A 26,461-nucleotide genomic window follows, 5' to 3' on the forward strand; every position below is an offset into this window, starting at 1 on the left:
TTCGCCGAAGACCCCCGCATCCCACAGTCCAGCAGGATTTCTCGCATCGGGGCTGTCACTTTTTGCGCCACCGATGCGTCTTATGCGTAGACAGCTTCCGGCGGAGAAGGAGATGACCATGCCTGTGCTGTTCCTTGGTTATGAGGTGGCGGACGAGAGCGTCGCGGAGGTGGCATTCGCGGCGCAGGCGCCCACGCCGCCGTTCGGCCTACCCGGCTCGTACGGGATCGCGCGATGAGCTCGAAGGTGGCGCATCAGGCCGATGCGGCCGACGAGCGGTACCGCGCCGCCGCCTTCGTGAAACGCTCGATCAATAAGGTCTTTCCGACGCACTGGGCGTTCCTGCTCGGCGAGATCGCGTTGTACAGCTTCATCATTCTGCTCATCTCGGGCATATATCTGACGCTGTTCTTCGATCCGTCGATGACCGAGGTGGTCTACGACGGCGCGTATCAACCGCTACGCGGTGTGCACATGTCGGCGGCCTATGCGAGCGCGCTCGATATTTCGTTCGAGGTGCGCGGCGGTCTGTTCGTCCGGCAGGTACACCATTGGGCCGCACTGATGTTCGTGGCCGCGATCATCGTGCACTGCCTGCGGATCTTCTTCACCGGCGCGTTCCGCAAACCACGCGAAGCGAATTGGGTGATCGGTTCGACGCTGTTGATCCTGGCCATGTTCGAGGGCTACTTCGGCTACAGCCTGCCCGACGATCTGCTCTCCGGCACCGGCCTGCGCGCGCCGCTCGGCGGCATCACGATGAGCATCCCCATCATCGGAACCTGGACCCACTTCGCCCTTTTCGGCGGCGAGTTCCCCGGCGAGGTGCTCATTCCGCGCCTGTTCATCACCCATGTGCTGCTGTTCCCCGGCATCATGCTGGCATTGATCGCCGCGCATATCGCGCTGGTCTGGTATCAGAAGCACACGCAGTTCCCCGGGCCGGGACGCACCGAGAAGAATGTCGTCGGGGCCCGCATCGTGCCGGTCTTCGCCGCCGACCAGGGTGCGTTCTTCATGTTCACCCTCGCCACGGTCGCGATCATGGGTGGTCTGTTCCAGATCAATCCGATCTGGGAACTCGGGCCCTACAACCCGGCCCAGGTGTCGGCGGGTTCACAGCCGGACTTCTACATGATGTGGACCGACGGTCTGACGCGTCTGATGCCGCCATGGGAGATCTATATCGGCAACTACACCATCCCGGCGGCATTCTGGGTGGCCGTCGTCATGGGTGTGGTGCTGGTGATCCTGCCCGCCTACCCGTGGATCGAGAAGCGGCTCACCAAGGATTACGCGGCACACAATCTGCTGCAGCGGCCGCGAGATGTGCCGGTGCGCAGTGGCATCGGTGCGATGGCGATCACGTTCTATGTGGTGCTCACGCTGTCCTGCGTCAACGACATCATCGCGCTCAAATTCGATATCTCGCTCAACGCCACCACCTGGATGGGTCGCATCGGCATGTTGATCGCGCCGCCGATCGCGTACTTCATCACCTACCGGTTCTGCCTCGGTCTACAGCGCAGTGACCGGGCGGTGCTCGAGCACGGCATCGAGACCGGCATCATCAAGCGACTGCCGCACGGTGAGTACATCGAGGTGCACCAGTCGCTCGGACCGGTCGACGAGCACGGCCACCCGGTACCCCTGCCCTACCAGGGGGCGGCGGTACCGAAGAAGATGAATAAATTGGGTTCGGCGGGCAAACCGGGCACCGGCAGCTTCCTGCGACCCGATCCGGCGGCGGAATCCGCGCGATACTTCGAGATCGAGCACGCGGAGGAACGCAAACAGCTCGCCGTGCTACAGAAGTACCAGGACCGAATCTCCGCCGACGGTGAAAGGCACGCACCATGATGTGGCTCGAGCGCTCGCAAGCGCCCGATACCGAGGACTACGGACTGCTCGTCGCGGCCGCGACGGTGGCCGGTTCGACCACCGCACACGCGGTGCGTGACCTACTGCACTACCACGGAATCCGGGCCACCACCGGTCCGGCGCACACCACCCGCCACCCCGACCGCCACCGCGTACTCGTCTTCCCCGAAGACGCCGTCCGCGCCTATGAAATCCTCGTCGACAACACCGTCTGAGGACCTCGGGCACGCACCACGGCCCGGACCGAAGGCCCCGAACCACCCAGGTTCGGGGCCTTCGGTTCGTTGCTGCCGCGATCGGTCGAGGTAGTGATCACCGAAGTGTCATGCTGTTAGGTGCACACAGTTCCGAGCCGCATAGGAGCGGATCATGAGCTTTCACAAGATTCCGGCGGGGACCAGAGGGTCCAAGCCGCCGTCACCGAATCCGGTCTACCGTTTCCTCACCCGGACCATGGAGCGATACCACCGATTCCGCCACGACCGATTCCTCGGCATGGACCTGGTGTATCTGACCACGGTCGGCGCGAAGAGCGGTTCGGAACGCCGGGTGACGGTCAGCCGCTTTCCGGCCGACGACGGTGGCTGGCTCGTCGTCGCCTCCATGGGTGGCGCGATCCAACATCCGGGCTGGTATCACAATATCGCCGCACATCCCGATCAGGTGTGGGCCGAGGTCGGTGGCACGAAGTTCCAGGTAACGGCCGAACAGTTGGACGGTGAGCGGCGCGAGCGGGCCTGGCAGCAGATCACCGCCGAGCAGCCGCGCTATCTCGGCTACCAGAAGAAGACCGACCGGCTCATCCCGATCATCGAACTTCGACCGCGCGGCTGATAACGCGCGCCTGTTGGCCGAGCAGACGGTAGGAGTTCACGCGGTGTTGGACTCCCTGCGCCAGGGTGGGCGAATGACTGGTTCGGACTTCGGGATCTCCCGACGGACGCTGCTGCGCACCTCCGCCCTCGGTCTCGTCGCGGCCCCGGCACTGGCCGCTTGTTCGAATGACGGTCCCGCACTGGTCCGTCGGCGCCCGAATCTCACGCACGGCGTCGCGGTCGGCGACCCGCGCACCGACGGCGCGCTGATCTGGGCGCGCTCGGATCAGCCGGCGAAGTTGATCGTGGAGACCGCGGCCACCGAATCCTTCACCGACGCCAAACGATTCACCGGCCCGCTGCTGACCCCGGACGCCGACGGCACCGGACGGGTGCGCGTCAACGGCCTGCCCGCGGGTCAGCAGGTGCACTACCGGGTGACCCTCGAAGGCGAGGACGGCGCCACCTCCGAACCGATCACGGGCGTATTCCGCACGGTGCCAACGGGCGCGGCCGATATCAAGCTGCAGTGGTCCGGCGACGTAGTGGGCCAAGGCTATGGCATCAATCCCGAACTCGGCGGCATGAAGATCTTCTCGGCCATGGCCGCGCGCGATCCGCATCTGTTCATCCACTCCGGTGATTCGATCTACGCCGATGTGCCGCTGCGGGAATCGGTGACACTGCCCGACGGGCGCATCTGGCGCAATATCGTCTCCGAGGCGAAAAGCGCTGTCGCTCAGACGCTCGAGCAGTTCCGCGGCAACTACGCCTACAACCTGACCGACCAGAACTACCGCCGCTTCAATTCCGCGGTCGCCCAGGTGGTCCAGTGGGACGACCACGAGACCGTCAACAACTGGTACCACGGCGGCCTGGTCGCCGAGACCAAGGGCTATACCGAGCGCAGCATGGACACCCTCGCCACCCGCTCCTGGCAGGCCTTCCACGAGTGGATGCCGTTGGAGCCCAATGAGGCGGTGGACGGACGCCTCTACCGAAAGATCTCCTACGGCCCGCTGCTGGACATCTTCGTGCTGGATATGCGGACCTATAAGGACACCAACGACATCGACAACGGACCCAACGGTCGCATCTTCGGTCCGGAACAGACGAAGTGGCTGATCGAGGGTCTGCGCGATGCCAAGGCCACCTGGAAGATCATCGCCAATGACCTGCCGCTCGGTCTGGTCGTCAAGGACGGTGAACAGCAGGTGACGGCCTATGAGGGCCCCGCCAACGGTGACAACGGCGCACCGTCCGGACGGGAAACCGAGATCGCCCAGGTGCTTTCGGCCATCAAAGCGAACAAGGTCGGCGGCGTGGTCTGGCTGACCGCCGATGTGCACTACACCGCGGCCCACCACTACGCGCCGGAGCGCGCCGCGTTCACCGACTTCGACGAATTCTGGGAGTTCGTCTCCGGACCGCTGAATGCCGGTGCGTTCGGCCCGAATCCGCTGGACGGCACCTTCGGTCCGGAGGCGGTATTCGTACACGCCCCCACCATCCAGAACGCCTCGCCACTGGACAGCTACCAACATTTCGGCGAGGTATTGATCGACGGCAAGTCAAGGGAACTGACGGTCAACCTCTGCGATGCGACCGGATCTGTCCTGTTCAGCCAGCGGCTCGCGCCGCCGATTCGCTAACCGTCGAGATCGAACGAGCATCGGAGCCCGCGCTGTGGTTAGCTTTCGATCCATGAGCACGCCGCACACTGTCGCCGCCGAAGAATATCTACCTCGTGACACCGCGGATGTCGTTCGTACTGTGCGGAATTCACGCGGTCGAGCGGAAAACCTCATGGTGCGCGGCGGCGAACCGATCGACGATGGTCTTTTGCTACCCGATCCACGCACGGTGGTGTCGCTGCGAAAGATGAACGCGGTGCTCGATATCAACCTCGGCAGACGCACCGTGCGCGTGCAGGCCGGCGCCAAATTGTCCGATATCGATCGCCGCCTCGGCGCACACGGGCTCGGTCTGCCGATCATCGGCGACCACCGCGATATCACCGCTGGCGGTTTCGCCTCGGTCGGCGGCGTGAGCACGGCATCGCACAAGTACGGCATGTTCATCGATCAGATCGTGGATCTCGAGTACGTCGATCCGGACGGGCGCATCGGCACCTGTGGGCGCAACCACCACACCGAGCGCTTCCACCGGATCCTCGGCGCGGGCGGGCGCGCCGGCATCATCACCGCGCTCACCCTGGATGTGATCGATATCGATAAGGACCACACCTGGCTCACCACCGACGCCGACCGGTTCCTCGACTTCGACTCCTTCGTCGAACACGCCTACGCCGAAATCGCCCGGCCGGGCAATGTCGCACTCCAGGTCGGTCGCTGGGTCGATACCGCACCGCTGAAGGTGTCACGACCGGTCGGCACCGGACATGTGCAGTTGGGGACCGTGCGCTTCGGTCAGTGGTCGAGCCTGTATCCGACCACCCCGACCCGATCGCTGCGCGCGCGTCGCGAGGTCGGCTCCAAGACCAGGAAGTCGTTGGGCGCCATCGCCTCCGCGGCGGGTGGACGCGCGGGCGCACCCGTGCGCAATGCCGCCGCCGGCGCACTCATGTTCGCCCCGAAGGTGCTGACGCTGCGCGATGCGGAGTACCTGGCCGATACCGTGATCAGCTCCTCGGAGCGCGGCCCGGCCTACCGGGTCGCGATCTTCGCGCCGCTGTCGACCTACACCTCGGTCTTCTACCGACTGCACGACCTGTTTGCCGGACACCGGGAACGGACCGGCTGCTTCACCGTCATCTCCGCGATGACCTACGGCGTGCGCTCGAAGTACCTGCGCGAGGAGGCACAGGCGCGCGGGCTGTCGGTCGAAGATCACGGACTGATCACCTTTACCTGTCGTTTGCGGCCATCGGCGTTGCCCTCAGAACTGTTGCGCGACATCGTCACCGGAATCGATGAGATCTGCGTTTCCGAACGCGCCCTGCGGTACGACTCCGCGGATTAGACTGTGTCGCGCCGCATAGTCGCCAGCAAATAGCTTCACCGTCCTTCGGCGGCACAGCTATCGCTGGCGTCAGCGGTCGACTTCGACACTGTCGGCGGGGTGTCGATGCGTTGGTTCAGCCCATCTGAATGAAGGTTGCTCTGATGCTCGAATTCCGCCCCGCCCCAGCCCGGCTGCCCGACCGTAAGCGGCAGCGTCCCGAATCCATCGAGGGCCTGCGGGTGCTCGTGACCGACGCCTGTTCCGAGATCGGCCGCGCCACCGCCGACCTTCTTGCCGACCACGGCGCTCAGCTGCTGCTCGTGGCCCGGCGCGGGGGCCGGCTCGTGGCCGCCTGCAATGAGATCGTCGACGCGGGCGGTCATGCCGGGTGGTTCCGCTGCGATATCTCCGCACTGGGCGATGTCGACGAGCTCGTGCATTGGGTGCTGACCGAATTCGGCACCGTGGACGTGCTGATCAACAATGCGGGCCGCCCGGTGCGTCGCCCGGTATCCCCATCGCTGGACCGCTTCCGCGACTACCAGCGCATGATGGCCACCAACTACTTCGGCCCGCTGCGCCTGACCCTCGGTCTGCTGCCCGCCATGCTGGAGTCCGGTTCCGGCCACGTGATCAATGTCGGCCCGTGGAGCCTGAATACCGGCGCCGCACCGAATTTCGCCTCCTACGCCAGTTCCCAGGCCGCCTGGACCACCTTCGGACAGTGCGTGGACGCCGAACTGTCGCCCCGCGGCATCCAGGTGACCAGTGTCCGGTATCCGGCCGTCCAACCCGAATCCGGAACCATCGCGCACTTCGTCGCCGAACCCGCGCTGGAGCCCACCGATGCCGCCCGGCTCATCGAAACGGCCATCCGCACCCGCCCGGCCCATCTCGAACCCCGCTTCGCCCGCACGCTGCGCGGGCTGGCGGGGGTAGCGCCCCGCTCCACCAACCGTCTCCTGTCGCGCCTCGCCTCGTTGTAGCCCGTGCTGCGTGGGCTGGCCCCGCTCCACCAGCGACCGTCCGGTCTCGTCGTAATCCACGCCTGCGGCTCAGCAGTAGCCGGAATTGCTGGGCAAACGGGTAGACATATGTCGTGGACACTGTTGAGAAGCGATTGGGGCTCGTACTTCGGGCACCGGTCGACTCGCTGGTTACCGACGATCGCGTGCGGATGCCGGACAGCGTTGCCATGTGGAACCTGCCGGAGCGCGATCGGGCCGCGTTGCGGGCCTGGGGAATGCCGAGCGATACGCCCATGGCGGCCGATCCACAGCTCGGGGTCAAGCCGGAATTGACCCCGGCCATCGCCAGCGACCAGGAGCGTCGGTTGCTCACCGCGGATCGACGGCTCTATCGGCTGGGTCGATGGGGGCGGCACCCGCTCACCCCGATGATCGGGGCGCTCGCCGGTGACGGGACGGTGTTCGGCCTGAAGAAGGCGCCACTCACGACCGCCGACTTGCCGCCGGTGATGCAGGACCGATACCCGGACCTCTACAACCCCGCCGTCACCTATCTCAACTCCTCGGTCGCCCAGTTCCTCGAGGTCGCCTGGCGGTGGCGAGCCGCCAGCCGGATCCTGCGGGAAGTGACCGAGACCGAACCACCATTTCCAGGAACCCGCGTCGCGCTGATCGAACGGGGCGAGGACGCCGATGCCATCCACGCGGCGTACCTCGAGCAATGCGAGCAGGTGTGGGAACGTACCGACGTCGATATAGCGGCGGTGCTGGCCGCCATGGCGGAGATCGACAATTTGACCGGACCCGATGGCCGGGAATCGCTCTGGGTGGAACTGATCAACAGCTTCCCCAGCTGACCGCTCGGAAACGCCGAAGCGCCCCACCGGAATCCGGCAGGGCGCTTCGGAAAGAGCTACTCGCTCAGTGCTTCTCCGGGCCGAGGTAGTACTCGAAGACCAGACCGGCGGCCGCACCGAGGATGCAGACCACGCCGATGCCGATCAGCCAGAACTGGAAGAAGGCCAGGCCGAGGGCGGTGATCGAGCCCGCCGCGGCCAGCGTGATGGGCCAGAAGCTGCCGGGCGAGAAGAAGCCCAGATCGCCTGCGCCGTCCACGATCTCGGCGTCCTCGTAGTCCTCCGGACGCAGGTCGAGACGACGTGCGACGAACCGGAAGTAGGTGCCGATGATCAGCGACAGACCGGCGGTCAGCACCGTAGCGGTGGTGCCGGCCCATTCGACACCGGTCCGCGACTGGCCGGTGAAGTAGCCGTACACGATCGCCACGATCACGAAGAACACCGTGAGCAGTTCGAAAATCCGCGCTTCGATCTTCATATCAGATCAGTCCTCACTTGCTCTCTGCCGCGGCCGCGCTCTTGGTATCGCGCTTGGTGTTGAACGGCTGGGTGGAGGTGGCGACCGGGGATTCACCGATGGACTCGAGCGCCTCGGCGTTGGTCTTCCCCGCCTTGCGCGCATCAATGTACTTGGTGAACTTCTCCGGCGACACCGCACGGACCTCGAAGTTCATCATCGAGTGGAAGGTGCCGCACATCTCGGCGCAGCGGCCGACGAACGCGCCTTCCTTCTCGATCTTGGTGATCTGGAAGACGTTATCCGAGTGGTTTTCCTTCGGGTTCGGCATCACGTCGCGCTTGAACAGGAACTCCGGCACCCAGAAGGCGTGCACCACGTCGGCGGCGGCCAGCTGGAATTCGATGATCTTGCCGGTCGGCAGCACGAGCACCGGAATCTCGCTGCTGGAGCCGACGGTCTCGACCTTGTCGTAGTGCAGGTAGGACAGGATGTCGTTCTCCGGCTTGCCGTGCACCGGGCCCGGCTGCGGGTGACCGTCCTTGGTCCGCTCCTTGTACTCCTCGAGCTGTTCCTGGTTGGCGTCCTCGCGGGCCTTATCGATACCGTCGAAGCGGAAGCCGTCCTTGAAGTCGACATTGCGGTAGCCGAACTTCCAGTTCCACTGGAAGGCGGTCACGTCCACGGTCACGTCCGGGTTGGCGACCTTCTCGTGCACGTAGTTCTGCACGACCACGGTGAAGTAGAACAGCACCGCGATGATGACGAACGGCACGGCGGTGTAGGTCAGCTCCAGCGGCACGTTGTAACCGGTCTGGCGCGGGAACTCCGGGGAGTCCTTCTTCTTGCGGTGAAAGGTGACGGTCCAGAAGGTCAGACCCCATACCAGCACACCCATCGCCAATGCCGCGATGACCGACCACGTCCACAGTTCCCGCATCCGGGTGGCCTGCGGCGTGACACCCGAGGGCCAGCCGAATCGCAGCCAAACATTGTCGATCGAGCAGCCCGAGACGAGCATCGCGGTGATCCCCAAGGACACCGCCAAGCCGACCCGCCGAAGGATGCGGCCCTGCCGACCCTTCACGGGTCGTGCCCCGATCTCTTCGCTCGCCTTGTGCGCCACGCTCACGCCTTCCTGGTCGCCACACATTCCGACAGTGCACCGCCCGGGTTGCGATCGCCCGGCGGTACGTCTTAAGCACGTTTCAGGGCATTCCGGTCGGCCCGCCCGCTTCGGCGGGCGATCCACCTAAGAATGTCCTGAGTACTACGCAGCGTAGACCAAACCGGCGCCCCGTTTGACGTCGGGTCGGATTCGACACTCCACCGATCCCGGGGCGGGTCCGGTCACTCGGACATCGTCCCAGTACAGCGCGGGCCCCGCGACCGGATTCGGCACGTGCGACGCAGGCGGACACAACATTTCGGATGCCGGATGCGAGGGGGTCGGCGAGACCGGTGATCGCGGACGATCCGGTGGCGCGATACACGAATCCGCCCGGTGCGGCATACTCGGACACGAGATTTCGCCCTGTGCGCCCACCACTATCGGGCGCAGCCACCCAGTGATTCGGGCCAGTGCCCGTACCAAGTAGGAAACGAGGTTGCCGACGCCGTGTGTGGACTGCTCGGATTTCTGACATCTGATGCGGCAACCGACGACGTCGTGGAGCGGGTGTACAACGCCCTGCACTGCGTGCGCCATCGCGGCCCGGACGAGCGTGGCACCTGGCACGACGATCATGTGATCTACGGCTTCAACCGCCTGTCGATCATCGACATCGAACATTCACACCAGCCGCTGCGCTGGGGTCCGGCCGAGAATCGGGAGCGCTACGCGCTGACCTTCAACGGCGAGATCTACAACTACATCGAGATCCGCGCGGAGCTCGCTAAGGCGCATGCCGAGGAGTTCCCGGACGGCAAGATCTTCGAAACCGAGGGCGACGGCGAGGCGATCGTCGCAGCCTTCCACTACTGGGGCCCAGAGGCCGTACGCAAGCTGCGCGGCATGTTCGCGTTCGCGATCTGGGATACCCAGACCCAGGAGTTGTTCCTGGCCCGCGATCCGTTCGGCATCAAGCCCCTGTTCCTGGCGACCGGCCCCGGCGGGACCGCGTTCGGCAGTGAGAAGAAGAGCCTGTTGGAGCTGCTGCCCGCGCTCGGACTCTCCGATGCTCTGGATCCGCGGGCGCTGGAGCACTACACCGTGCTGCAGTACGTGCCGGAACCGGAGACGCTGCACAAGGACATCCGCCGCCTGGAATCCGGGCACTACGCGACCGTGCGGGCGGGCGAGGCGCCGAAGATCACCCGCTACTTCGACCCGCAGTTCAAGGTGCGGGCCTTCGCTCCCGGCTCGGCGGACGCCCGCTACCGGGAGATCGCCGAGGCGCTGGAGGACTCCGTCGCCAAGCACATGCGCGCGGATGTGACCGTCGGCTCATTCCTGTCCGGCGGTATCGACTCCACTGCGGTCGCGGCGCTGGCCATGCGGCACAACCCGAAGCTGATCACCTTCACCACCGGCTTCGAGCGTGAGGGCTACTCCGAGGTCGATGTGGCGGCCGAGAGTGCAGAGGCGATCGGCGCGCGGCATATCGTGAAGGTGGTCTCCCCCGCCGAATTCGCCGCGGCGATCCCCGAAATCGTCTGGTACCTGGACGATCCGGTGGCCGACCCGGCGCTGGTGCCGCTGTACTTCGTGGCCAAGGAGGCGCGCAAGCACGTCAAGGTGGTGCTCTCGGGTGAAGGCGCGGACGAGCTGTTCGGCGGGTACACGATCTACCGGGAACCGTTGTCGCTCAAGCCCTTCGAATATCTGCCGCGCGGGGTCCGCAAGCTGGCCGGTCGGCTGTCGGAGCGGATTCCGGACGGTACGCGCGGCAAGAGCTTGCTGCACCGCGGCTCACTCCCCCTCGAGGAGCGCTACTACGGCAACGCGCGCAGCTTCAGCGACGCACAGTTGCGTGCGGTGCTGCGGGAATTCCGGCCGGAGTGGACCCACCAGGACGTCACCGCGCCGATCTACGCGCAGTCGCGCGGCTGGGATCCGGTGGCGCGCATGCAGCATCTGGATCTCTACACCTGGCTGCGCGGCGACATCCTGGTCAAGGCCGACAAGATGACCATGGCGAATTCGCTCGAGCTGCGGGTGCCGTTCCTGGACTCCGAGGTGCTGAAGGTGGCCGAACAGCTGCCGTACGAGCAGAAGATCACCAAGGAGACCACCAAATACGCATTGCGCCAGGCGCTGGAGGGCATCGTCCCGCCGCATGTGCTGCACCGCGCGAAACTGGGTTTCCCGGTCCCGCTGCGGCATTGGCTGCGCGGCACCGAACTCTACGACTGGGCCCACCTGCAGATCGCCGAATCGCAGACCGATCACCTGCTCGACAAGGGCGCGATCAAGGGCATGCTCGAAGACCACCGCGCAGGCCGCGGCGACCACAGCCGCCGCCTCTGGACCCTGCTCGTGTTCATGATCTGGCACGGCATCTTCGTCGAACACCGCATCACCCCCGATATCCAGGAACCGGTCTACCCGGTTTCGCTGTAGTCGTTGCCGCGCGCGAATCGGCGCGCGGCGCAACACAAACGGCCGCACCTACCTTTCGTGGTAGATGCGGCCGTTGTGCGAGCGGTCCAGGAAGGTCAGAGGAGGGGCTTGATATCGGCGGCGGCTTCGGGACCGTAGGCGGCGGTGAGGCGTTCGAGGGCATCGTCCTTGCTGAGGGTCCACTCCTGGGTGCCCATGGTCTCGAGGACGAGAACCGCGATTAGAGAACCCAATTGGGCGGAGCGCTGCAGCGAGAGTCCGACGGTGTGGCCGGTGAGGAAGCCCGCGCGGAAGGCGTCGCCGACGCCGGTCGGCTCGACCTTGTTCACCTCGGGGACCACGCCGACGGTCACCTCGGTGCCGTCGCGGTCGACGATCTGCACGCCGTCCTTGCCGAGGGTGGTGACGCGGATGCCGACCTTGCGCGCGACCTCCTCCTCGCTCAGACCGGTCTTCTGCAGCAGCAGCGCCCACTCGTACTTATTGGTGAAAAGGTATGCGGCGCCGTCGATCAGCTGGACGGCCTGGTCACCGTCGAGGCGGGCCAGCTGCTGGGACGGGTCGGCGGCGAACGGGATGCCGAGTTCGCGGCATTCGGCGGTGTGCCGCAGCATGGCCTCAGGATCATTGGCGCCGATGAGCACCAGATCGAGCGTGTGATCCTCGGCGAGTTCACCGATCGAGATATCGCGGGCCTCGCTCATCGCCCCCGGGTAGAACGAGGCGATCTGGGCCATATCGTCATCGGTCGTGCAGACGAAGCGCGCGGTATGCGCCCGCTCCGAGATCCTGACGGTGGAGCAGTCGACGCCGTTCTTCTCCAGCCAGGCGCGGTACTCCCCGAAATCCGCGCCGACCGCGCCGACGAGCAGCGGTGTGCGGTTCAGAACGCCCATGGCGTAGGCGATATTGCCGCCGACCCCGCCCTTGCGGATCTGCAGATCATCGACGAGGAAGCTCACCGATACATGGTCGAGCTGATCGGCCAGCAGCGCGTCGGCGAACCTTCCGGGGAAGCGCATGAGATGGTCGGTCGCAATGGACGCGGACACGGCGATAGACACGAAGCTGAGCCCTTCGGTAGGCGGCTAGACGGTGAAGACTCGGGAAACAAGATCCCGCCTTTACCGTACCTTCCCGTCTCCCTGGATACGCCTGCCCGCCGCTGCCAATATTCAGCCGATCAGCGAGTGCCGCACGATTCTCATGGTGGACGAGCGGTCGGCAAATCGCCGGGTCGCGGATGGACCCGGCGACAGACTGTCGGAGATCAGTTGAAAGAGTCGCCGCAGGCGCAGGAACCCGTCGCGTTCGGGTTGTCGATCGTGAAACCCTGCTTCTCGATGGTGTCGACGAAGTCGATCGAGGCGCCCTGCACGTACGGCGCGCTCATCCGGTCGACGGCCAGCTTGACCCCGCCGAAGTCGACGGTCAGGTCACCGTCGAGCGAGCGGTCGTCGAAGAAGAGCTGATAGCGCAGGCCGGCACAGCCGCCCGGCTGCACGGCGATACGCAGGGCGAGGTCGTCGCGACCCTCCTGGTCCAGCAGCGCCTTCGCCTTGCTGGCGGCGGCGTCGGTCAGGGTCACACCGTGGGTGGTCGTCTCGTCTTGCACAGTCATGAACTCTCCTCAGGACAGCTGTGTTCAACCCGTGAACAGCGCACGGCTCGTGGCTGTCAACACCACTCAGCGGGCTGTTATTCCCCCATCTTGCCACCACCGGACCCGACCGTGGACACAACCTCCCACCGACCACATTTCCGGCTGCATACTGCATCGAATAGCCTGGTCGCGTGAAATTGTTCCGTCGCGGCGAGTCCAGCACCACCGACGAGAGCGCCGACCAGACGGCGGGCTCGGACGGCGGCTCGACCGCAGTCTCCATCTCGAAAGCGGCCACCGCCACCGAAGGCAAGGGCCGCCCCACCCCGAAACGTCGTGACGCCCAAGGCAAGCGGCGCGGCCCGGTCGCTCCGGCACCGCTCACCGCCAAGGAGGCGCGCGCCCGGCGCAAGGCCACGCGCGGCAACCGCGAAGAGCGCAAGGCGGCCTCGGCCGAGCGCCGTTTGGCCGCCCAGGATCGGCGCGCCAGGATGCTCGCCGGCGAGGACAAATATCTGCTGCCCCGGGATCAGGGTCCGGTGCGGGCGTACGTGCGTGACATCGTCGACGCCCGGCGCAACCTGGTCGGGCTGTTCATGCCGATGGCGCTGGTGCTGATCCTGTCGATGTTCGTGGCGCCCGCGCTGCAGACCATTGTGACGTTGGCCATGCTGGTGATGATGGTGTTCATGATCGCCGAGGGGTTCCTGCTCGGCCGGATCGTCAACGGGCGGGTCCGGGAGCGCTTCCCGGACAGCACCGATACCGGGTACAAGCTGGGTTGGTATGCCTTCGTCCGCGCCTCACAGATCCGCAAGATGCGGGCACCCAAGCCGCGCGTCGGCCCCGGCGACGCGGTCTAGATCCATCACGTCCCGACAGCCGCACGCCTCCAGGAGGTGTGCGGCTGTCGGCGTTTCCGGGTCAGTGGTGGTGTGAGCGGGCGAGGATCGCGGACAGATCGGACTGCAGACGCTGGGCGTCACGATCGATGACATTCGCTGATCCGGCGCGGGCGCCTCCTCGCGTGATGAGGACCGCGAAGCCCACCACGACCGCCATACTTACGAGAAAAGTAATCATGGCAGTAATTTTGCGCGCGATGATTTACCGCCGAAAGTGGCTGTACTGACATTGTCCGCAAAGATTCAGCCAGGTAGCCTGTAGCCATGCTGTCCAAGGTCGCCGTTGTGCTCTCGGAGCGCTTGGCCATGTTCGAATTCGGCGTGGTCTGTGAGGTTTTCGGGCTCGATCGCACCGCGGACGGACTGCCCGGATTCGATTTCAAGGTGTGCGGTGCCGAACCGGGCAAGCCGCTGCCGTCCACCACGCCGGGTATCACGGTTACGCCGGAGTACGGGCTGGAGGAGTTGGCGAAGGCCGATCTGGTGGCGATTCCGGCCTTCCCCGCTTCCGCCTTCGAAAAGGGGCTCGACCAGCGCGTCATCGACGCGATCCGCGCGGCCTCGGATGCCGGGGCGATCGTGCTCACCGTGTGTTCCGGGGCGTTCCTGGCCGGAGCGGCAGGACTGCTCGACGGTCGCAAATGCACGACACACTGGCGTTATGTGGACCAGTTGGCCGCGCAGTTCCCGGAGGCGACCGTCGATCCCGATGTGCTGTTCGTCGACGAAGGCAATCTGATCACCTCCGCTGGCACGGCGGCGGGCATCGACGCCTGCCTGCACCTGGTGCGCCGGGAGATCGGCAGCTCGGTCGCGAACGCGATCGCCCGGCGCATGGTGGTGCCGCCACAGCGCGATGGCGGACAGCGCCAATTCATCGAGCGCCCGGTGCCCGAATGCACCTCCGACAGCCTCAGCTCCACCCTGCAGTGGATGAGCGAAAACCTCGAGCTGCCGCATACGATCGACGATCTCGCCGCCCGCTCGGTGATGTCCACCCGCACCTTCGCCCGCCGCTTCGCCGCCGAAACCGGGACCACCCCGGTGAAATGGCTGACCAACCAGCGCGTGCTCTACGCCAAGCACCTGCTCGAGGACACCGACGAGGGTCTGGAACAGATTGCCGCACAAGCCGGTTTCGGTTCCGGCGCGCTGCTGCGGCATCACTTCCAGAAGGTCGTCGGCATCGCCCCGACCGAGTACCGCCGCCGCTTCGGGGCCGCGGAGGCGACCGAACAACGCTCCTGAGCACGCCAACGCGGCCCGCGCCCTAGGTCGCCGCGGTCAACGGCAACCACAATGGCCGAATTGATACGGTGCTGCGGTGTCGGACAGCTCACCTGCCAACAACCGCCCGCACCGCATCCTGGTACTCGGCGGCGCGCGGTCCGGCAAGTCCGCGTTCGCGGAAGTGCTGGCGGCCGAAGGCGGCCCGGTGCGTTATATCGCCACCGCGATTCCCGATCCGACCGATCTCGACTTCGCCGAACGCATCGCCCGCCACCGCGACCGCAGACCCGCGGATTGGACCGTACTCGAAAGCGCCGATCCGGCAGCGGTGCTGAGCGCCGCTCCCCCGGCCGGAACCACACTGATCGACGATATCGGCACCTGGCTCACCGCCCGCATCGATGCCCGCGCCGCCTGGGACGCCCCGCGCGGCACCATCACCCCTGACACGGACGCCCTCGTCACCGCTGTCGCCGCCTATCCGAGCCGCCTGGTGATCGTGACCCCCGAGGTCGGTATGGGCGTCATCCCGGCCACCCGCTCCGGCCGCCTGTTCCGCGATGAAATCGGCACCCTCAACCAGCGCCTCGCGCAATCCTGTGATGAAGCCTTCTTCATCGTCGCGGGCCTGCCGCTGCGCCTGAAGTAAGGCCGCACGGGATATCGCGGGTCCGCGCCACCGCGGGGAGGCGGATCTGCGGCTGTTCGCGGACGACAGGCGCAGGGTGGTTGAGCGAGTGGACGGCGGTGGCGGCAAGATTGGGCCGGATAAGGACTGCGCGGTGTAGGAATGAACTGCCCCGACCCGGAAAGGCTCGATAGTGACAGACGGATTCGGACCGGTTACGCCACCCGACGCGGCAATTCGGGCGGCGGCGGAGCAGCGGCAGGCGCAGCTGACCAAACCCGGTGGCGCGCTCGGGCGGCTGGAAACACTGGGGAATTGGGTGTCGGCATGCCAGGGAGTATGTCCGCCGAAGCAGTTCGAGCGGGCGCGGGTGGTGGTGTTCGCCGGGGATCACGGCGTTGCGCGCCATGGTGTTTCGGCATACCCGAGTGAGGTGACCGCGCAGATGGTCGCCAATTTCCTCGGCGGCGGAGCGGCGGTGAATACGCTGGCCGGGGTGGCTGGCGCGACCGTCCGCGTCGTCGATATCTCCGTCGACGCCGATACCGATGCGCGGGTCGACGCGCACAAAGTGCGCCGGTCCAGCGGGGCGATCGACCGTGAGGACGCGCTCAGCGACGAGGAGATCCAGGCGGCACTCGCGGCGGGCACGGCGATCGCCGACGAGGAGATCGACGGGGGCGCCGACCTGCTGATCGCGGGCGATATGGGAATCGGCAACACCACTCCGGCGACCGTCCTCATCGCGACCCTCACCGATACCGAGCCGATCGCCGCCGTCGGCCGCGGCACCGGGGTGGACGATGCGGGCTGGGTCCGCAAGGTGGCCGCGATCCGCGATGCCATGCGCCGCGCCCGCCCGGTCGCCAAGGATCCGGTGGAGCTGTTGCGCGTGGCCGCAGGCGCCGATTTCGCCGCCATGGCGGGTTTCCTCGCCCAAGCCGCGATCCGCCGCACCCCCGTCATCCTCGACGGTGTGGTGGTCACCGCGGCCGCCCTGGTCGCGGAGGACCTGGCGGCGGGCGCCAGCGCCTGGTGGCTCGCGGGCCACCGCTCCACCGAACCCGCCCACACCCTCGCGCTACGGCACCTGCGCCTGGACCCCCTCCTCGACCTCGACATGCGCCTCGGCGAGGGCTCCGGCGCCCTCACCGCCCTCCCCATCCTGCGCGCCGCCGTGGCCACCCTCGCCGAAATGGCGACCTTCGCGGACGCCGGTGTGAGCACAGCCGATTCGGCCACCGAAGCCGAAGCCGAAGCCGTGACCAGCATTGTCCCTGACACGACCGGGCAACCGGACCTGCGGAAATAGGCAGGTGGCCGGTTTGCGGCTTGCGGTGTCCTGGCTGACGGTGCTGCCGGTGCGGGGGCCGGACAGTGTCGATCGTGGGGCGGCCGGGCGGGCGATCGCACTGGCGCCGTTGGTGGGGGCCGGATTGGGCGGGGCTGCTGCCGGAATGCTGTGGGTGCTGGTGTGGGCCGGGTCGAGTGCACCGCTCGCGGGGTTGGTTGTGGTTGCCGGGTTGGCGCTGATCACTCGGGGGATGCATGTGGATGGGCTGGCCGACACGATGGACGGGTTGGGGTCCTATGGCTCGCCCGAGCGCGCCAGGCAGGTGATGAAGAGCGGTGGGGCCGGGCCGTTCGGGGTGGCCGCGATCGTATTCGCCGTTGGGATCCAGGCGTTTTCGTTCGCCGGGCTGGTGCAGGCCGACCGCTGGTTCGCGGTGGTGCTCGCAGTGGCCGTCGGCCGGGTGGCGGTGGTGCTCGCCTGTCGCCGCGGCATCGAGGCCGCCCCCGACACCGGCTTCGGCGCACTGGTCGCCGGCACCCAGCGCCCGATCACCATCGCGCTCTGGGTGGCGCTCGCCCTCGTCGCCAGCGCCTTGACGGTCCCGGAGCACCGCTGGCTCGGTCCGCTCGTTGTCCTTGTCGCCCTGGGTATTTCGGCCCAGCTGGTCCGACATACCACGCGCCGCTTCGGCGGCCTCTCCGGGGATATCCTCGGCGCGACACTCGAGATTTCCGTCGCCATCAGCGCAGCCGGACTATCCCTGGGCACCTGACCCACCCGCCGCGAACCAGCACCAACCGGCCCTCGTCCAGCAGCCCGGCCGGGCCGTCCGGCGCACTCCGCACCAGGAGATAGCTGGCGTGGTGCGCGCATTGTCTGGGTCGGGCAATAAGGTGGGCGGTATGTCTTCCGAGCGCCTCTACTTTCGTCAGCTGTTATCCGGTCGGGACTTCGCCGTGGGTGATCCGATCGCGACTCAGATGCGGAACTTCGCCTATTTGATCGGCGACCGGGAGACCGGAGAGTGTGTGGTGGTGGATCCGGCGTATGCGGCGGGAGATCTGGTCGATATCGCCGAGGGCGACGGACTGCGGCTGACGGGGGTGCTCGCCACCCATCACCATCCGGATCATGTCGGCGGGACCATGCTCGGATTCACCCTGCGCGGAGTTCGGGAACTGCTCGAGAAGACGAGCGTTCCGGTGCACGTCAATGCCCAGGAGCTGTCCTGGGTCGCCAATGTCACCGGCATCGCACCGAGTGAGCTCACCGGACACGAGCACGGCGACAAGGTCGGCGTCGGCGCCTTCGATATCGAATTGCTGCACACCCCCGGCCATACACCGGGCAGCCAGTGCTTCCTGTTCGACAATCGCCTCATCGCGGGCGACACACTCTTCGTCGACGGCTGCGGCCGCACCGACTTCCCCGGCGGTGACTCCGACGAAATGTTCCGCAGCCTGCGCTATCTCGCGAATCTGTCCGGCGACCCGGTCGTCTACCCGGGCCACTGGTACTCCGAGGAACCCTCCGCGTCCCTGTCCTCGGTCAAGGAGAGCAACTACGTCATGCGGCCGCAAACCCTGGAGGAATGGCGCATGTTCATGCCCAGCTGAACGCCGAGGCCACCTACATGCCGCGCATCCACCCGTGGATGTCGGCGAAGGTGCCACGCTGGATGCCGGTCAACGTATCGCGCAGCGCCATGGTGACCTCACCGGGTTCGCCACCGCCGACGGAGAATTCGCCCTCGGCGGAGCGAACCCAGCCGACGGGGGTGATCACCGCGGCGGTCCCGCACGCGAAAACCTCGGTGATCTCACCGGATTCGGCGCCCTTGCGCCACTCCTCGACCGAAACCTTGCGCTCCTCGACCACATAGCCCGAATCGGCGGCGAGGGTGAGCAGCGAGTCCCGGGTGATGCCGGGCAGCAGCGAACCGGACAGTTCGGGAGTCACCAGGCGCGCCTCGGAGCCGGAACCGAAGACGAAGAACAGGTTGTTGGTGCCCATCTCCTCGACGTAGCGGCGCTCGCAGGCGTCGAGCCAGACGACCTGATCACAGCCCTTCTCCGAGGCCTGCGCCTGGGCGAGCAGCGAGGCCGCGTAGTTACCGGCGACCTTCGCCTCGCCGGTGCCGCCCGGTGCCGCGCGCACGTATTCGGTGGACAGCCAGACCCGCACTGGCTTCACACCTCGCGGGAAGTACGCGCCCGCAGGCGAACCCAGCAGCAGGTACTTGTAGGCGGAGGCGGGCTTCACGCCGAGCCCGGCCTCGGTGGCGAACATGAACGGCCGCAGGTACAGCGACTCCTCACCACCGGCCGCGGGCACCCAGCCGCCGTCGACCTCGAGCAGTTGGCGCACGGATTCGATGAATAGTTCCTCCGGCAGTTCCGCCATCGCCATCCGGCGCGCGGACTTGCGGAAACGCGTGGCATTCGCGTCGATGCGGAAACAGGAGACGCTGCCGTCGTGCTGACGGTAGGCCTTCAGTCCCTCGAAGATGGCCTGGCCGTAGTGGAACACCATGGTCGCCGGATCCAACGCCAGCGGCCCGTACGGCTCGACGCGGGCATTGCCCCACCCCTCGCCCTCGGTGTAGTCGATGGAAACCATGTGGTCGGTGAAGAAGCGACCGAAACCCGGTGCCGCCAGGATCTCCTCTACCCGCTGCGCCGGAGTGGGCGCGGGATGCGGAACACGGGTGAACTGTGCGGCAACGGTCATGCGCCTGATCCTATCCGGCGCCGTCACGCCGCGGCGCGCGTGTTCGGCAAGCCCCGATCAGGAGGTGCGGACCTGGACGAGCGGCGGGCGGATGACCTCACAGCGCAGTCGGCGACCGCGGACGTCGACCTCGACCTGCGCACCCGGTTCGATGCCCGCGTCGGTATCGAGCAAAGCCAGGGCGATGCCGATCTGCAGCGTGGGCGAGAAGGTGCCAGAGGTCGTTTCGCCGACGGGTACGCCGTCGCGCAATACCGACTGTCCCTGCCGCAGCACGCCCCGATCGAGTGCCTTGAGTCCCAATAGGATTCGCCGCGGCCCGGCCGATTTCTCCTGCTCCAGTGCACCCTTGCCCCAGAACTCGGGCTTCTTCCAGCCGACCGCCCACCCACAGCGCGCCTGCACCGGCGAAATCTCCAGGGACAGTTCATGTCCGTGCAGCGGGTAACCCATTTCGGTGCGCAACGTATCGCGTGCGCCGAGTCCGGCCGGCTGTCCATCCTGTGCGCGGACCTGCTCGACGAGCGCACGGAACAACGGCTCGGCATCGGCCCAACGCGGCAGCAGCTCATAACCGTGTTCACCGGTGTATCCGGTTCGGCAGACCCGCACCCGTCGCCCGCCCCAATCGGCGTCGGCGTAGGCCATGTACTCCATATCGGTCGGCAGCCCGAGCGCAGTGAGCACCTCCGTCGAACGCGGGCCCTGCACCGCGAACACACCGTAGTCGCGGTGCTCATCGGTCACCGTGATGCCCTCGGGCGCGACCTTCTGCAACTCGGCGACAACCGCCGCGGTGTTCGCGGCATTGGGCACCAAGAAGATCTCGTCATCGCTGACGTAGTAGGCGATCAGATCGTCGATCACGCCACCGTCGGGCGCGCAGCACAGTGTGTACTGCGCCTTGCCCGGCCGGATCCGGCCGAGATCATTGGTGAGCGCCGAATTCACGAACGCCGCCGCACCCGCGCCGCGCACCGTCGCCTTGCCGAGATGGCTCACGTCGAACAGGCCGACGGTCGTGCGCACCGCCTGATGCTCGCCGACGGTCCCCGCGTACGACACCGGCATCTGCCACCCGCCGAACGGCGCGAACTTCGCCCCGAGCTCGACGTGGACGTCATGGATCGGGCCTTGCAGCAGATTCGTCTCGGTCACCCGGCGAGCTTAACGCCGCCTCCGGCCCGCCCGCGCCCGCGCCGTGGATCAGCCCCGGAACCACATGGGCAGCAGGGCCGGACCGTCCTCCGGCAGGGTGTGCGCCGTGCCGTCGGCTTCCGGTACTGCCACAATCGCAGGTACGAACCCCGATCCGGTGATGTCGCAGTGCGCCACCGAGCGTCGACCTAATAGCCTGTGCCCATGACCGCTGTTGCAGATCGCTCGCTCGGACCGGAACTGGACCTGGTCGACACCATCGGCCCCGACACCGACGTCCTGGTGATCGGATTGGTGTCCGGTGACGACGGCCCGACGATCGCCACCCTGGAGGACGACTTCGTCGACAACATCCTCACCGCGGAGGTACGCGCCGCGCTTCAGGAACAGCTGCGCGCCGTCGGCGCGAAGGGCAAGGCCGAGGAACTGACCCGGATTCCGGCGCCCGCCGGTCTGGGTGCGAAGAGTGTGCTCGCCGTCGGACTCGGCGCCGCGGACAAGATCGATGCCGAGCAGATCCGCCGCTCGGCCGGCGTGGCCGCGCGCTCGCTGACCGGTGTCGGCCGGGTCGTGACGACACTGTCGGGGCTGGAGGGCGGCATCGGCCCGACCGCCGAGGGTTTCTTCCTCGGCGCCTACACATTCACCGCGTTCAAATCCGAGAGCGCCAACGGCAAGCCGGATGAGCAGCCGGTGCGCAAGGTCGAGCTCCTGGTCGGCGATCCGAGCGCGTCCTATCGCAAGGGTTTCGAGCACGACTGGGTGGTCGCCGAATCGATCGCCACCGCACGCGAATTCGTCAACACCCCGCCCAGCCACCTGTACCCGGCCGAATTCGCCGCCCGCGCAAAGACTCTCGGCGAGTCCGCCGGGCTGCAGGTGGAGGTGCTCGACGATCAGGCGCTCGCCGACGGCGGCTACGGCGGTGTGCTCGGCGTCGGCAAGGGCTCCTCACGCCCGCCCCGACTGGTCCGCCTGACCTATCGCGGCGGCGATAGGAAGAAGGTCGCGCTGATCGGCAAGGGCATCACCTTCGACACCGGCGGCATCTCCATCAAGCCCGCCGCGAATATGGAGAATATGACCTCGGATATGGCGGGCGCCGCCGCGGTCATCGCGGCCACCGTCGCCGCGGCCAAGCTGGAGCTGCCGGTCACCGTGATCGCGACCGTCCCGATGGCGGAGAATATGCCATCGGCCACCGCCCAGCGTCCCGGCGATGTGCTCACCCAGTACGGCGGTAAGACCGTCGAGGTGCTGAACACCGATGCCGAGGGCCGCCTCATCCTGGCCGACGCGATCGTGCGCGCGAGCGAGGACGAGCCGGATTACCTCATCGACGTCGCCACCCTGACCGGCGCCCAGATGGTCGCGCTCGGCACCCGCACCCCGGGTGTCATGGGCACCGACGATTTCCGCGACCGCGTCGCCCGCATCTCCCGGCTGGCAGGCGAAAACGGTTGGGCCATGCCGCTTCCCACCGAACTGCGGGCCGACCTGAACTCCAAGGTCGCCGATCTCGCCAATGTCGCACCGCACCGCTGGGGCGGCATGCTCTCGGCGGCCATCTTCCTCAAGGAGTTCGTCCCGGAAGGCGTGCAGTGGGCGCATCTGGACGTCGCGGGCCCGGCCTACAACACCGGCGGCCCCTTCGGCTATATCGGCAAGGGCGGCACCGGGGTTCCGGTGCGCACGCTGGTCTCGGTGATCGAGGACATCGCGGCCGAGGATCTGTCGGAGGCATCGGAGTAGCCACCGCGAGGCTCGACCACGAACGCAACGCCCGTCGCGGATCGCCGCGACGGGCTCCGCGTCGCCGGACGCCGGACACTCGAACTCCACTGTGGGGGAGCCAGTTGCGTCACGGCGGTCTTCGCGCCGAGAACAAATTGAACGAAACGAACAGCCGCTAGAGGTCGCCCAGATCGCGTTCCAGCGCCCGCTGGCGCTCGATCCGCTTACGGGCGTCGTAATCGCGCATCCGTTGTGGATATCCGGTTTTGCGGACGTCGTAGACGGGGATCCGCAAATCACCGGCTAGTCGCTGCGCTCCGCGCTCGCCGACGACCCGGCGCGTCCATTCGCCGTCGGCCGCGATCAACACGACCGTGACATCGGTCACCGTCGTCTTGGGTTCTACATAGCCTTCGACCCCGATATGGGTGCGCACCCACTCGGCGAGATAGCGGGCATCCGCGCCACTACCCATTCCCCCACGTAAACCGCTGCCACCCCGAGCCGCGCCGCCCCGGAAACGATCCAGCAAACCCAACGACGCCGACCTCCTCTCACCTCCGATCGGACGCTCGGCGCCCGTCATTCCATCTTGCCAGCCCACCGCAGTTCGCTGCCCTGTGCTACACGTCTCGCGAGCGAGTGCAAGGATGGATCGCGGTACAAGAACCGCACAGATCTCCGGTGCCACGCACAATGATCGGTGGCTTTCGGGCTTTCGCCGCGACCAGTGGTGAGCGCCCGCAGTGAGATCAACTGTTGTAGAACCCGTCGAGCAGTCAGAGGAGTCAACGGACATGGCCTTCTCCGTCCAGATGCCCGCTCTTGGTGAGAGCGTCACCGAGGGAACGGTGACCAGGTGGCTGAAGCAGGAAGGAGACACGGTCGAGGTCGACGAGCCACTGCTCGAGGTCTCCACCGACAAGGTCGACACCGAGATCCCGTCCCCGGCGGCGGGTGTGTTGTCGAAGATCGTCGCGCAGGAAGACGATGTCGTCGAGGTCGGTGGTGAGCTCGGTGTGATCAGCGAAGCCGGCGAGGCGCCCGCGCCCGCCGCCGCACCCGCACCGGCAGCCGCGCCTGCACCCGCACCGGCCCCCGCGCCCGCCCCGGAACCGGCCCCCGCGCCGGTCGCCGCCGCGGCCCCCGCACCCGCGCCCGCGGCTCCTGCCGCACCCGCCCCCGCCGCCGCGTCCGGCACCCCGGTCAAGATGCCGGAACTCGGTGAGTCGGTCACCGAGGGCACCGTCACCCGCTGGCTCAAGCAGGTCGGAGACCAGGTCGCCGTCGACGAGCCGCTGCTCGAGGTTTCCACCGACAAGGTCGACACCGAGATCCCCTCGCCCGTCGCGGGCACCCTGCTGGAGATCTCCGCGCAGGAAGACGATGTCGTCGCCGTCGGTGGACAGCTCGGCGTGATCGGCAGTGGCGCCCCCGCGGCCGCCGCACCGGCCCCCGCCCCCGCGACCCCGGCTCCGGCAGCTCCTGCCCCGGCTCCCGCCCCCGCTCCGGCCCCGGAGCCCGCCGCACCAGCTCCGGCCCCCGCGGCCGCCGCACCCGCTCCGGCCCCCGCCGCACCAGCACCTGCCCCTGCGCCCAAGCCCGCACCGGCTCCGGTCGCGACCGCTCCAGCTCAGGAACCCTCCGGCAACGGCGCGACCCCGTACGTCACTCCGCTGGTTCGCAAGCTGGCCGAGGAGAACAGCGTCAACCTCGCCACCATCACCGGTTCCGGTGTCGGTGGGCGCATCCGCAAGCAGGACGTGCTCGCCGCCGTGGAGGCCAGGCAGGCCCCCGCCGCCGCACCCGCCCCTGCCACGGCCGCCGCACCGGCCGGGAAGGCTGCCGCGCCCGCCGTCCCGTCGCAGCTCGCGCATCTGCGCGGCACCGTGCAGAAGGCGAGCCGCATCCGGCAGATCACCGCGACCAAGACCAGGGAATCGCTGCAGACCACCGCGCAGCTGACCCAGGTGCACGAGGCGGATGTCACCAAGATCGCGGCCCTGCGCAGCCAGGCCAAGGCCGCGTTCAAGGACCGCGAAGGCGTCAACCTGACGTTCCTGCCGTTCTTCGCCAAGGCGGTCGTCGAGGCGCTCGGCGTGCACCCGAATGTGAACGCCAGCTACGACGAGGCCACCAAGGAGATCACCTACCACGCCTCGGTGCACCTCGGCATCGCCGTCGACACCGAGCAGGGTCTGCTCTCCCCGGTGATCCACAACGCCAGCGACCTGTCGCTGGCCGGACTGGCCCGCGCCATCGCCGATATCGCCAACCGCGCCCGCACCGGCGGCCTCAAGCCGGACGAGCTGGCCGGTGGCACCTTCACCATTACCAACATCGGCAGCCAGGGCGCGCTGTTCGACACCCCGATCCTGGTCCCGCCGCAGGCGGGCATGCTCGGCACGGGTGCGATCGTCAAGCGTCCGGTGGTGGTCACCGATGAGACCGGCAACGAGTCCATCGGCGTCCGGTCTATGTGCTACCTGCCGCTCACCTATGATCACCGCCTCATCGACGGCGCGGACGCCGGTCGCTTCCTGACCACGATCCGGCACCGGCTCGAGGAAGCGGCGTTCGAGGCTGATCTCGGCCTGTAACCGGAAGGTCGTCTGTCCCGTATGAAGGTGGTGCTCGCCGGTTCGTCCGGGCTGATCGGAACGGCACTCGTCGCGGCATTGCGCCGCGACGGGCACGACGTCGCCCGATTGGTACGCCGTTCCCCCAACGCGCCGGACGAATACCGCTGGGATCCCGCTCGCGCCGATCTGGACGAGCGGGCCCTGCGGGGCGCCGACGCGGTGGTCAACCTCTGCGGGGCGGGTATCGGACGACGACGCTGGAACGGCAGCTACAAACAGGAGCTGCGCGACAGCCGAATCACCCCGACCGACGTACTGTCCAACGCGGTCGCCGCCGCGGGCGTGCCAGTGCTGGTGAATGCCAGCGGCGTGCACTACTACGGCGGCGCGACCGGCAACCGGGTGGTCGACGAAACCGCCCCTGCGGGAACGGGTTTCCTAGCCACCCTGTGCCGGGATTGGGAGGCCGCCACCAAACCCGCCGTCGACGCGGGCGTGCGCACGGTATTGCTGCGCAGTGCCGTGGTGCTGTCCCACGGCGGCGGCATGCTCGGCATGCTGCAACCGCTGTACTCGCTCGGTCTCGGCGGCCGACTGGGTAACGGCCGCCAGTACACGCCGTGGATCTCGATGGCCGACGAGGTCGGCGCGATCATCTTCGCGATCACCAACGACGGCATTTCCGGGCCGATCAATGCGGTCGGCCCGGCGCCGGTCACCAATGCCGAATTCAATCGCGCGCTCGGCCGCGTCCTGCACCGGCCGACCCCATTTGTGGTGCCCGCGTTCGCATTGCGCGCGCTGATCGGTGAATTCGCCGACGAGGCGATTCTGCACGGGCCGCGGGCGATTCCGACTGTGCTGGAGGAAGCGGGTTATCCGTTCCAGCATCAGACCATCGGTGCCGCGCTCGCGGCCACCCTCGGGCACGATGGCGACCGATGATGCCCGGCGCCGGAACAGGTACGACACGGTGTCGACCGCGCAATCACCGGCCACGCTGATCCGATGCGCCCACGATCCAGCGCCCCGATGACCCAGCGCTCCCAATGACCCAGCGCTCCCAATGATCCAGCGCTCCCAATGACCC

The 26,461-nt window shown here is 67.1% G+C and carries 26 protein-coding genes; 18 read left to right on the forward strand and 8 right to left on the reverse strand.

What is annotated here, in order from left to right; translation table 11 throughout:
• Nucleotides 1-112: 112 nt before the first annotated feature.
• The 8 genes from ACQP2D_RS31680 to ACQP2D_RS31715 all read left to right on the forward strand — a co-directional run bounded on the left by ACQP2D_RS31680 (nucleotide 113) and on the right by ACQP2D_RS31715 (nucleotide 7,485).
• Complete coding sequence (locus ACQP2D_RS31680; protein ID WP_433679577.1) at nucleotides 113-238, forward strand: hypothetical protein; 126 nt, start codon at nucleotides 113-115, stop codon at nucleotides 236-238.
• Nucleotides 235-1,860, forward strand: coding sequence for a cytochrome bc1 complex cytochrome b subunit (gene qcrB, locus ACQP2D_RS31685; protein WP_433679578.1), 1,626 nt, complete (start codon nucleotides 235-237; stop codon nucleotides 1,858-1,860). Before ACQP2D_RS31680 ends, qcrB begins: the two co-directional genes overlap by 4 nt.
• Complete coding sequence (locus tag ACQP2D_RS31690; protein WP_433679579.1) at nucleotides 1,857-2,096, forward strand: hypothetical protein; 240 nt, start codon at nucleotides 1,857-1,859, stop codon at nucleotides 2,094-2,096. Before qcrB ends, ACQP2D_RS31690 begins: the two co-directional genes overlap by 4 nt.
• 154 nt (nucleotides 2,097-2,250) lie before the next feature.
• Nucleotides 2,251-2,715, forward strand: a complete 465-nt coding sequence (locus ACQP2D_RS31695) for a nitroreductase/quinone reductase family protein (RefSeq protein WP_433679580.1) — start codon at nucleotides 2,251-2,253, stop codon at nucleotides 2,713-2,715.
• 73 nt (nucleotides 2,716-2,788) lie between these two features.
• Nucleotides 2,789-4,348, forward strand: coding sequence for an alkaline phosphatase D family protein (locus tag ACQP2D_RS31700; protein WP_433679581.1), 1,560 nt, complete (start codon nucleotides 2,789-2,791; stop codon nucleotides 4,346-4,348).
• 52 nt (nucleotides 4,349-4,400) lie between these two features.
• Complete coding sequence (locus ACQP2D_RS31705; RefSeq protein ID WP_433679582.1) at nucleotides 4,401-5,678, forward strand: FAD-binding oxidoreductase; 1,278 nt, start codon at nucleotides 4,401-4,403, stop codon at nucleotides 5,676-5,678.
• Nucleotides 5,679-5,821: 143 nt separating this feature from the next.
• Entirely contained in the window at nucleotides 5,822-6,646 is an 825-nt protein-coding gene (locus tag ACQP2D_RS31710; protein ID WP_433679583.1) for an SDR family NAD(P)-dependent oxidoreductase, read from the forward strand.
• 113 nt (nucleotides 6,647-6,759) lie between these two features.
• Complete coding sequence (locus ACQP2D_RS31715; protein WP_433679584.1) at nucleotides 6,760-7,485, forward strand: SUKH-4 family immunity protein; 726 nt, start codon at nucleotides 6,760-6,762, stop codon at nucleotides 7,483-7,485.
• A 64-nt stretch (nucleotides 7,486-7,549) separates the two neighbouring features.
• On the opposite strand, the gene ACQP2D_RS31720 is transcribed toward ACQP2D_RS31715, so the two are convergent.
• Together ACQP2D_RS31720 and ctaC are read right to left on the reverse strand one after the other, a co-directional pair.
• The gene (locus ACQP2D_RS31720) at nucleotides 7,550-7,966 is read right to left on the reverse strand and encodes a cytochrome c oxidase subunit 4 (RefSeq protein ID WP_354961057.1); all 417 of its coding nucleotides are present in this window, start codon (nucleotides 7,964-7,966) and stop codon (nucleotides 7,550-7,552) included.
• 13 nt (nucleotides 7,967-7,979) lie between these two features.
• Nucleotides 7,980-9,032: an aa3-type cytochrome oxidase subunit II gene (ctaC, locus tag ACQP2D_RS31725; RefSeq protein ID WP_433685825.1), complete on the reverse strand. Its 1,053-nt coding sequence runs from the start codon at nucleotides 9,030-9,032 to the stop codon at nucleotides 7,980-7,982.
• Nucleotides 9,033-9,563: 531 nt separating this feature from the next.
• Here ctaC and asnB point away from each other — a divergent pair.
• Nucleotides 9,564-11,507, forward strand: coding sequence for an asparagine synthase (glutamine-hydrolyzing) (asnB, locus tag ACQP2D_RS31730; protein WP_433679585.1), 1,944 nt, complete (start codon nucleotides 9,564-9,566; stop codon nucleotides 11,505-11,507).
• A gap of 95 nt (nucleotides 11,508-11,602) precedes the next feature.
• Here the strand turns inward: asnB and ACQP2D_RS31735 are convergent, their stop codons facing one another.
• Nucleotides 11,603-12,571: a carbohydrate kinase family protein gene (locus ACQP2D_RS31735; protein WP_433679586.1), complete on the reverse strand. Its 969-nt coding sequence runs from the start codon at nucleotides 12,569-12,571 to the stop codon at nucleotides 11,603-11,605.
• A gap of 206 nt (nucleotides 12,572-12,777) precedes the next feature.
• Nucleotides 12,778-13,128: a HesB/IscA family protein gene (locus ACQP2D_RS31740; RefSeq protein ID WP_040688522.1), complete on the reverse strand. Its 351-nt coding sequence runs from the start codon at nucleotides 13,126-13,128 to the stop codon at nucleotides 12,778-12,780.
• A 173-nt stretch (nucleotides 13,129-13,301) separates the two neighbouring features.
• On the opposite strand from ACQP2D_RS31740, the gene ACQP2D_RS31745 reads away from it, so the two are divergent.
• Nucleotides 13,302-13,973 carry a DUF3043 domain-containing protein gene (locus tag ACQP2D_RS31745; protein ID WP_433679587.1) on the forward strand — a complete coding sequence of 224 codons (672 nt, stop codon included), beginning with the start codon at nucleotides 13,302-13,304 and terminating at the stop codon, nucleotides 13,971-13,973.
• Between the two features lie 61 nt (nucleotides 13,974-14,034).
• On the opposite strand, the gene ACQP2D_RS31750 is transcribed toward ACQP2D_RS31745, so the two are convergent.
• The gene (locus ACQP2D_RS31750; RefSeq protein ID WP_433679588.1) at nucleotides 14,035-14,193 is read right to left on the reverse strand and encodes a hypothetical protein; all 159 of its coding nucleotides are present in this window, start codon (nucleotides 14,191-14,193) and stop codon (nucleotides 14,035-14,037) included.
• 86 nt (nucleotides 14,194-14,279) lie between these two features.
• On the opposite strand from ACQP2D_RS31750, the gene ACQP2D_RS31755 reads away from it, so the two are divergent.
• The 5 genes from ACQP2D_RS31755 (at nucleotide 14,280) to ACQP2D_RS31775 (ending at nucleotide 18,783) form a co-directional block, all read left to right on the forward strand.
• Nucleotides 14,280-15,263, forward strand: a complete 984-nt coding sequence (locus ACQP2D_RS31755; RefSeq protein WP_433679589.1) for a helix-turn-helix domain-containing protein — start codon at nucleotides 14,280-14,282, stop codon at nucleotides 15,261-15,263.
• A 76-nt stretch (nucleotides 15,264-15,339) separates the two neighbouring features.
• The gene (gene cobU, locus ACQP2D_RS31760) at nucleotides 15,340-15,894 is read left to right on the forward strand and encodes a bifunctional adenosylcobinamide kinase/adenosylcobinamide-phosphate guanylyltransferase (protein ID WP_433679590.1); all 555 of its coding nucleotides are present in this window, start codon (nucleotides 15,340-15,342) and stop codon (nucleotides 15,892-15,894) included.
• A gap of 172 nt (nucleotides 15,895-16,066) precedes the next feature.
• Nucleotides 16,067-17,185 carry a nicotinate-nucleotide--dimethylbenzimidazole phosphoribosyltransferase gene (cobT, locus tag ACQP2D_RS31765; RefSeq protein WP_433679591.1) on the forward strand — a complete coding sequence of 373 codons (1,119 nt, stop codon included), beginning with the start codon at nucleotides 16,067-16,069 and terminating at the stop codon, nucleotides 17,183-17,185.
• 4 nt (nucleotides 17,186-17,189) lie between these two features.
• Nucleotides 17,190-17,939, forward strand: a complete 750-nt coding sequence (locus ACQP2D_RS31770) for an adenosylcobinamide-GDP ribazoletransferase (protein WP_433679592.1) — start codon at nucleotides 17,190-17,192, stop codon at nucleotides 17,937-17,939.
• Between the two features lie 130 nt (nucleotides 17,940-18,069).
• Nucleotides 18,070-18,783 carry an MBL fold metallo-hydrolase gene (locus tag ACQP2D_RS31775; RefSeq protein ID WP_433679593.1) on the forward strand — a complete coding sequence of 238 codons (714 nt, stop codon included), beginning with the start codon at nucleotides 18,070-18,072 and terminating at the stop codon, nucleotides 18,781-18,783.
• 13 nt (nucleotides 18,784-18,796) lie between these two features.
• On the opposite strand, the gene ACQP2D_RS31780 is transcribed toward ACQP2D_RS31775, so the two are convergent.
• Both ACQP2D_RS31780 and gcvT read right to left on the reverse strand, forming a co-directional pair.
• Nucleotides 18,797-19,897 carry a branched-chain amino acid aminotransferase gene (locus ACQP2D_RS31780; protein ID WP_433679594.1) on the reverse strand — a complete coding sequence of 367 codons (1,101 nt, stop codon included), beginning with the start codon at nucleotides 19,895-19,897 and terminating at the stop codon, nucleotides 18,797-18,799.
• A 57-nt stretch (nucleotides 19,898-19,954) separates the two neighbouring features.
• Nucleotides 19,955-21,055 carry a glycine cleavage system aminomethyltransferase GcvT gene (gene gcvT / locus ACQP2D_RS31785; protein ID WP_433679595.1) on the reverse strand — a complete coding sequence of 367 codons (1,101 nt, stop codon included), beginning with the start codon at nucleotides 21,053-21,055 and terminating at the stop codon, nucleotides 19,955-19,957.
• Nucleotides 21,056-21,259: 204 nt separating this feature from the next.
• Here gcvT and ACQP2D_RS31790 point away from each other — a divergent pair, with 204 nt between their 5' ends.
• Nucleotides 21,260-22,807, forward strand: coding sequence for a leucyl aminopeptidase (locus ACQP2D_RS31790; RefSeq protein WP_433679596.1), 1,548 nt, complete (start codon nucleotides 21,260-21,262; stop codon nucleotides 22,805-22,807).
• Nucleotides 22,808-22,964: 157 nt separating this feature from the next.
• Here the strand turns inward: ACQP2D_RS31790 and ACQP2D_RS31795 are convergent, their stop codons facing one another.
• Nucleotides 22,965-23,327, reverse strand: a complete 363-nt coding sequence (locus tag ACQP2D_RS31795) for an oxidoreductase (RefSeq protein WP_433679597.1) — start codon at nucleotides 23,325-23,327, stop codon at nucleotides 22,965-22,967.
• Nucleotides 23,328-23,586: 259 nt separating this feature from the next.
• Here ACQP2D_RS31795 and sucB point away from each other — a divergent pair, with 259 nt between their 5' ends.
• Nucleotides 23,587-25,389 carry a 2-oxoglutarate dehydrogenase, E2 component, dihydrolipoamide succinyltransferase gene (gene sucB, locus ACQP2D_RS31800; RefSeq protein WP_433679598.1) on the forward strand — a complete coding sequence of 601 codons (1,803 nt, stop codon included), beginning with the start codon at nucleotides 23,587-23,589 and terminating at the stop codon, nucleotides 25,387-25,389.
• Between the two features lie 21 nt (nucleotides 25,390-25,410).
• Nucleotides 25,411-26,316, forward strand: coding sequence for a TIGR01777 family oxidoreductase (locus tag ACQP2D_RS31805; protein ID WP_433679599.1), 906 nt, complete (start codon nucleotides 25,411-25,413; stop codon nucleotides 26,314-26,316).
• Nucleotides 26,317-26,461: the final 145 nt, after the last annotated feature.

Origin of the sequence: Nocardia sp. CA-119907 (genome assembly GCF_050955995.1) — a bacterium.
Lineage (GTDB): Bacteria > Actinomycetota > Actinomycetes > Mycobacteriales > Mycobacteriaceae > Nocardia.